Source organism: Paracraurococcus lichenis (assembly GCF_030657435.1).
Taxonomy (GTDB): domain Bacteria; phylum Pseudomonadota; class Alphaproteobacteria; order Acetobacterales; family Acetobacteraceae; genus Paracraurococcus; species Paracraurococcus lichenis.
The window spans coordinates 1-6,379 of the sequence record NZ_JAUTWS010000166.1 but is presented as its reverse complement, the minus strand read 5'-3'; the positions used below and the strand labels follow the sequence as shown (position 1 = coordinate 6,379).

Annotated in this window: 7 protein-coding genes; 5 read left to right on the top strand and 2 right to left on the bottom strand. The window is 66.4% G+C overall.

Going from position 1 to position 6,379, the window contains the following annotated elements; all coding sequences use genetic code 11:
• Window positions 1-460: 460 nt before the first annotated feature.
• The 3 genes from Q7A36_RS37780 (at window position 461) to Q7A36_RS37770 (ending at window position 2,980) form a co-directional block, all read left to right on the top strand.
• Window positions 461-1,198 carry an isocitrate lyase/PEP mutase family protein gene (locus Q7A36_RS37780; protein ID WP_305108951.1) on the top strand — a complete coding sequence of 246 codons (738 nt, stop codon included), beginning with the start codon at window positions 461-463 and terminating at the stop codon, window positions 1,196-1,198.
• A gap of 171 nt (window positions 1,199-1,369) precedes the next feature.
• Complete coding sequence (locus tag Q7A36_RS37775) at window positions 1,370-1,735, top strand: AAA family ATPase (RefSeq protein ID WP_305108950.1); 366 nt, start codon at window positions 1,370-1,372, stop codon at window positions 1,733-1,735.
• Between the two features lie 369 nt (window positions 1,736-2,104).
• Window positions 2,105-2,980, top strand: coding sequence for a phosphonopyruvate hydrolase (locus tag Q7A36_RS37770; protein WP_305108949.1), 876 nt, complete (start codon window positions 2,105-2,107; stop codon window positions 2,978-2,980).
• Window positions 2,981-3,095: 115 nt separating this feature from the next.
• Here the strand turns inward: Q7A36_RS37770 and Q7A36_RS37765 are convergent, their stop codons facing one another.
• On the bottom strand, window positions 3,096-3,230 hold the full coding sequence (locus tag Q7A36_RS37765; protein ID WP_305108948.1) for a hypothetical protein: 135 nt from the start codon (window positions 3,228-3,230) through the stop codon (window positions 3,096-3,098).
• A gap of 454 nt (window positions 3,231-3,684) precedes the next feature.
• On the opposite strand from Q7A36_RS37765, the gene Q7A36_RS37760 reads away from it, so the two are divergent.
• Window positions 3,685-4,521, top strand: coding sequence for a Bug family tripartite tricarboxylate transporter substrate binding protein (locus tag Q7A36_RS37760; RefSeq protein ID WP_305108952.1), 837 nt, complete (start codon window positions 3,685-3,687; stop codon window positions 4,519-4,521).
• 371 nt (window positions 4,522-4,892) lie between these two features.
• A complete protein-coding gene (locus Q7A36_RS37755; protein WP_305108947.1) occupies window positions 4,893-5,795 on the top strand; it encodes an NAD(P)-dependent oxidoreductase in 903 nt (300 codons plus the stop codon).
• A gap of 398 nt (window positions 5,796-6,193) precedes the next feature.
• Here Q7A36_RS37755 and Q7A36_RS41900 read toward each other — a convergent pair.
• Window positions 6,194-6,379: H-NS family nucleoid-associated regulatory protein (locus Q7A36_RS41900; RefSeq protein ID WP_370655783.1), on the bottom strand; the 186-nt coding region annotated here is incomplete at its 5' end.

Below are 6,379 nucleotides of genomic sequence, written 5' to 3'. Positions count from 1 at the left end.
ACTTCGTCACGCTCGATCCGGGCCACCTCGGTCTCGGTCACCACCCCGGGTTCCAGCTCCGCGACCAGCTTCACTCGCCACATCAGCTTCGGCACCGGCCCCGCTCCCTTCGCTCCCGCCGGTCGGGAGCTTACCGGAGCGGTGGCTTGGCACCTTGCCTGCTCCGGGTTCGCGGGCTCTTCGGCGGCGCTCACCCACCGTGGCCACTTGGGCCGTGACGATCTCGGCCTGTAATGCCGCGGTGAGATGCTTCACCTCTTCAAGGCTGAGCCCGAGATCGGCCAGCCCGCCCGCCTCGCTCCGCTCGATCCGGGCGAGTTCGGTCTCCGTCGTCCCTTCAGCCTCCTCGGCCACCAGCGTCAGCCGCCATACCCGCTTTGGCACCGGCGTCGCTCCTTCGCCCCCATACCCGAGGAGCTTACCAGATAGGCGCCCTCGCGGCCCTCCCCCACAGCTTTGCATGCTCTCCTCGGCTCGCGTGCTGGCAGGGCTCGGCTTCGAGGCACTGGCGACCTCCTCGGGCGCTTGCGCCGCTACGTTTGGCCGCCGCGACGGAGCGGTCACGCGTGAGGAGGCGCTCGCCCACGCGCGGGCGATTGTCGAAGCAACAGACCTGCCGGTCTCGGCCGACCTCGAGCGCTGCTTCGCCGACGAGCCGGCGGGGGTGGCGGAGACCATCCGCTTGGCCGCTGGCGTTGGTCTTGCAGGCGCCTCGGTGGAGGATGCGACGGGCAACCCCGGGCAGCCGCTCTACCGCCTTGAGGATGCCGAGGAGCGCGTGCGGACAGCGGCGGAAGTGGCGCGCAGCCTTGGCGTCCCGTTCGTGCTGACAGCAAGGTCAGAGAACTTCCTGCGCGGCAATCCTAACCTTGATGACACCATCGCGCGGCTGCGCGCCTACGAAGCGGCCGGCGCGGATGTGCTGATGGCGCCTGGCCTGCCCGACCTTGAAGCAGTGCGCGCGGTGTGCGCCGCACTGTCGCGTCCCTTCAACTTCATGGCCGGGATCAAGGGAAAGTCATTCCCAATTGAGGACCTCGCGGCGGCCGGGGTGAAGCGGGTCAGCTTGGCGACGTCGTTGTACCGCGCCGCAATGACCGGCTTGGTGGACGCGGCATGCGAAGTGAAGGAGCGAGGCACCTTCGGCTACGTCGAGAAGTCGCTACCTACCCCTGAAATCAACCGATTTATGCAGTGAAGCGCTTTTCCGCACCTTACCAGTAGAGGTTGCGGATCCCGCTGGTCGGGAGGGATGCCCGGCTGCACATGATTGGGTTACTGTGGGAGCTGTGGTGCGGCGAGTGCGGCGAGCCACCGTCCGTCGTTGGGTAGTTCAGGTAGAGATTCCGGGCATCTGAGGACTACGTTCATGCTGATCGTGTTCGGAGGCTTGCCGGGAATGGGCAAGACGACGCTGGCGTCCCGGATCGTTCGCAAGCTACCCGCTACCCATCTGCGCATCGACACCATAGAGCAGGCGCTGCGATCAGCGGACGTATTGAAGGGTGACGTCGGGCCGTCCGGCTACATGATCGCCTATGCCCTGGCCGAGACGAACCTTCGCCACGGTCAGATCGTGGTTGCGGATTGCGTAAATCCGCTTACGGTTACACGCGCCGCCTGGCGTTCGGTGGCCGCGGCAGCTTCGTCACCTATTGTCGAGATTGAGGTCGTCTGCTCCGATCCTGCAGAACACCGCTGCAGGGTCGAGACCCGCACAGTTGACATTCCCTGACTTGCACCGCCGACTTGGGAGAGCGTCAAGCGGCACGAATACGAGCCGTGGTCCACGCCACGGCTTGTACTGGATACCGCGGGTCGCAATATCGCGGACTCGGTAGCCGAACTTCAGTCGCGTCTTAATCCTCTCCAGAAGCGATAAGCCGGAACGCTCCCGGAGTGGCGGTTGTTGCCTGCCCGCCTCTCTCGGCAGTTCGACCTGAGCGGTCAGGCTGCCGCCCGCGCACCCAGTTTTGTCGATCCAGCCCCGCGCCGTTCGGCTTGGCCACGCTGCGCTTGGCGGAAAGCTGATGCCGCGGGTTGCCGCTGGGCCTCGGCCGCGGGAGGCTGGGTCGGCAAAGAGAGTTGGCCCACGGACATGGCAATGACCGCGCTGAACACCCGAGCTGCTACACTTCGCGCCAAGCTCGATGTCTCCCGTCCGGCAGTCGCCATGGCGGCGCACAATCCCCTCGCGGCGAAGCTCGCCGCAGAGGCCGGCTTCGATGCGATCTGGGGGAGTGGATTCGAGCTGTCTGCGTCCCATGCCGTGCCGGATGCCAGCATCCTGCCGATGGACACGCACCTCGAGATGATGCGGGCCATGGGCGAGGTGCAGGAGGCGCCTGTCATCGCCGACATCGACACCGGCTTCGGCAATGCCGTGAACGTGGCCTATGCGGTGCCGAAATACGCCGCCGCGGGCGTCGCGGCTGTGGTGATCGAGGACAAGACCTTTCCGAAGGACAGCAGCCTGCGCCCTGGCGGACGACAGGAACTGGTTCCAGTGGGCGAGTTCCAGGGCAAGGTCGAGGCTGCCAAAGCGGCTGGCGACATGCTTGTCATCGCCCGTACCGAGGCGCTCATCGCGGGGCTGGGGCAGGCGGAGGCGCTCAGCCGCGGCGCCGCATATGCCGAGGCGGGTGCCGATGCCGTGCTGATCCACAGCAGGCAGAAGACACCGGACGAGATCCTGGCCTTTTGCCGCGCTTGGCCGGGGCAGGTGCCGCTGGTCCTGGTGCCGACTAGCTACCCGCAGCTCTCCTTCGCTGATGTCGGGAGCTTGGGAAAGGTCGGGCTGATCATCTGCGGCAACCACGCGATCCGTGCCGCGGTCCGCGCCATGCAGGAGACGTTCCGCCGCATCCTGGCCGAAGGCGGGATCGCGGGCGTCGAGAGCAGCATCGCCTCCGTGTCCGACGTTTTTGCCCTGCAAGGTGATGCCCTAATGCGGGAGATCGAGAAGGCGTATCTCAGGTGATCGCCTGCTTCGACACTCTTGGTCGTCAGGCAACGGTGTGTGGTATCGAGACGATCACGAGTACTGACGAGCCAACGGCTGCCCTTACCATCACCCGCGCGACCGTCGTGTGGGTCTATGCCGCGCCGCCCCGGTGCGTCGGCGCCCCACGTTCGGTCAGCGCCCGCAGAATCGCTGCTTGGCCGGTGACGCCCTCCGCCCGCAGCCTGTCCACCTCCAGCGCCAGGCGGTGTGCGCGCTCCGCCGCCATGCGTCCCGCCTGGGGCGCTGCCGCGGTGCTCGGCCCCCCCCCGACGGCCAATACCCCAGTCGCCGGCCAGCGCCGCCCAGCGCGCCTTGGTGGCCCACAGTGCGGCCCTCGTCCGCTCGCTGAACAGCTCGCGCTCCTTCTGCGCCATGGCGGCGTAGATCCGCATCGACCATTCGTCGGCTCCTGGCATGTCGGCGGCGCGGGTCGAGCGCATCGCAAGCGAAGATTGGCAACGGTGCACTTTGCCATAATTGCTGCGGCAGTCGGCTGTGGCTGCGGCCCGTCAACCTGCAGGGAGGAAAACAAATGATCCGGCGCCGACCGATGTTGCTTGCGAGCTTAATTTCCACGCCAGTTCCTGGTGCGTCCGCTCAAACCGCTGCGACAACCTGGCGTCCCGAAAGACCACTCCGCGCCGTCGTGCCTTTCGCACCCGGCGGGCTGGCCGATTTGACTGCCCGACTGGTCGCGGAGCCAGCCGGCTCGCTGCTCGGCCAGCCGATCGCCGTCGAGAACCGCACCGGCGGCGCCGGGGGGGCTCATCGGCACCGACCTTGTCGCCAAAGCACCACCCGACGGGTACACGATCCTGATCAACAGCAGCGCGCACGCAATTGCGCCAGCGCTGGTCGTGCGCATGCCTTACGACGTCGCCACCGACTTTGTCGGGCTTGCGGTGCTCTCCGCGGCGCCAATGGTACTGGTTTGCAATCCAAGCTTGCCGGCGCAGAACCTCGGCGAGTTGCTCGAGCTACTGCGCATCAACCCGGGGCGCGTCAACTTCGCCGGCGCCGGCATCGGCAGCACAGTGCACCTGACTGGTGAAGTGTTCCGGGCCGCCGCGCAGGTCGAGCTTCCGATCGTCCACTATCGAGGCGGCGGTCCGGCCCTGCAGGCAGTGATGAGCGGCGAGGTGCAGTTGACGGGCGTCACGCCGGCCGAAGCGATGGCGCATGTGCGCTCGGGCACGGTACGCGCACTCGCGGTCGGCGGACCGACGCGCAGCAAGGTGCTGCCGCAGGTCCCGACCGCGACAGAAGCGGGGCTGCCCGGCTTCCGTCAGGACATCTGGATCGTTGCCGCTGCTCCGGCGCGCACGCCGCCGCACATCGTCGCTGCGTTGAACACCGCCTTCAACGAAAGCGTTCGGCGTCTCGAGCCGCGCCTGACGGAGCTTGGTCTGCAGAACAAGGAAGGGGTCGAGACACCCGGCCAGGTGGATACCTTCATCCGCTCTGAGCTTGAGCGCTATGCTGCGGTACTGCGTGCTGCGGGAGTACAGCCAGAATAGGCCAGCTAGGTGCGCGATTGCCCCGGGTGATTGTTCCCAGCCGGTCTGTGGAAGATAGTAAGGCAAAGTCGAAGTGACTACGTAAAGCCGATTGAGTCGGCCAAGACCATCAGTCCCATCTCGGCTTGGTGGCTTCTCGCCGCCGGCCATTGGCAACCCCTATTGGACGACGATATGCAAGCCGTTTTAGTGATGATCGAAGAAGACCTGAGCCGTGCCCCATCTTTCGGCGTGCGAGCCAGAGTTTTCGTCGGCGCCGGACTCAAACCTCGGATGCCTTTTCGCCTCGGCGGGCGGGTCGTGGCGCATCATGGTCGGGGTCAAGCGTGCCGACGCCATCCAGCCCCGCCATACTTTCTTGGGCGCCCGACATGACCATGGCACTCGGCTTTCTTGGCCTCGGCCAGATGGGCGCGGCGATCGCAGAGCGGCTGCAAGCCGCTGGCCACACACTGCATGTCTTCGACCCAAGCCCTGCCGCGATAGCGCCGTTCGTCGCGCGCGGCGCGGTCGCCGAGACCTCCGCCACGGCTGTCGCCGATGCGGCCCCGCTCGTCTTCGCCTGCCTGCCCAACGGCAGGGTCAGCGAGGCCGTGGCGCGCGATGTTGCGGCGGGCGGTGCGGTGAAGACATATGTCGAGATGTCCACCATCGGCAGCCCGGCGCTCGAAAAAGTCCGTCAGATCGCCGCCGCGAAGGGCATCGCGCTGGCCGACTGTCCGATCAGCGGCGGCCCCAAGGGCGCGCGTGCGGGGACGCTGACGATGCTTTGCGCTGCCCCACCCGAGGTGCGCGCCATCATCCGGCCTTATCTGGAGCAGGTTGGCCGCACGATCTTCGAGATCGGCGATCGGCCCGGCCAGGCGCAGCTCATGAAGCTGGTGAACAACTTGGTGAACGCCGCCAACATGGCGACCGCCTTCGAGGCGTTGGTCCTTGGCGCGAAAGGCGGACTTGATCCCGACCAGATGGTCGCGGTGCTGAACGTCTCGACCGGCCAAAACAGCGCGACCCTGACCAAGGTCCCGAAGTCGGTGCTCCCCGGCAGCTTTGACTATGGGTCCAGCCTGACGACGATGCTGAAGGATGTCGACCTGGGCCTTGCCGAGGCCACAGCGCTGGAGGTGCCGATGCTGGTGCACCAGCAGGTCGGCACGCTCTGGCGACTGGCGGAGCAGCTGGGCTTCGGGCCGCAGGACTTCACCGCCTTGATCAAGGTGATGGAAAGCTGGGCCGGGGTCGAGGTCCGCAGCCGCGCGGCGGCGCCCGACTGATCTCCAGTTCAACCGTGTAACCGACCATAGATAGCGGCGCGGTGTCGTGCCGCCGTTGAAGTTGAACCTCTGACGTAGGGAAGACGATGGCTGGCGTATTCAACTTCGGCGCGGCGCCCAGCAGCATGCGATCGAGGCGCGCCGCCACCAGGAACGCGCCCAGTTGTCGGCAGCGGGCCAGCGCCGCCTGGAAGCCCCGTCCGGCGGTCGTCCCGCCGTTGGCGATGTCGGAGTGATCGGCGACCAGCGTCTATCCCAAGCCGGCTGCTGCTCAATAAGCCCAAGGCCTCGGCAGCATGGTAGACGGCAATAGCTGCCCTTGGCGCTGACCTTACTGGGGCCTGCGAAAAGGCCGCGGACACGCTGTGCCAAAGTGCACCGCTAAAAAGGGGTAACGGCTATTCGGTCCTTATGAGAAAGCTGTCCCTCGCCTTGCCTTCAGCCTCAGCTGCATGAAGCCATTTCCGCATCCTGCCCCGTCCGCTCCACAGCTCCCCGTTGGGTCCTTTGTATTTCGCCTCGACGGGTGCCCGGTCCGCCTTGCCAGTATCGCCAGACTTTCGTCCCCGCTTAGCAGGAGCAGG

What these genes read in the sequence shown, in the direction of transcription:
- Q7A36_RS37780 (WP_305108951.1), top strand. Translation starts at nt 461, where the DNA reads ATGCTCTCCTCGGCTCGCGTGCTGGCAGGGCTCGGCTTCGAGGCACTG.
- Q7A36_RS37775 (WP_305108950.1), top strand. Translation starts at nt 1,370, where the DNA reads ATGCTGATCGTGTTCGGAGGCTTGCCGGGAATGGGCAAGACGACGCTG.
- Q7A36_RS37770 (WP_305108949.1), top strand. Translation starts at nt 2,105, where the DNA reads ATGACCGCGCTGAACACCCGAGCTGCTACACTTCGCGCCAAGCTCGAT.
- Q7A36_RS37765 (WP_305108948.1), bottom strand. Translation starts at nt 3,230, where the DNA reads ATGGCGGCGGAGCGCGCACACCGCCTGGCGCTGGAGGTGGACAGGCTG.
- Q7A36_RS37755 (WP_305108947.1), top strand. Translation starts at nt 4,893, where the DNA reads ATGACCATGGCACTCGGCTTTCTTGGCCTCGGCCAGATGGGCGCGGCG.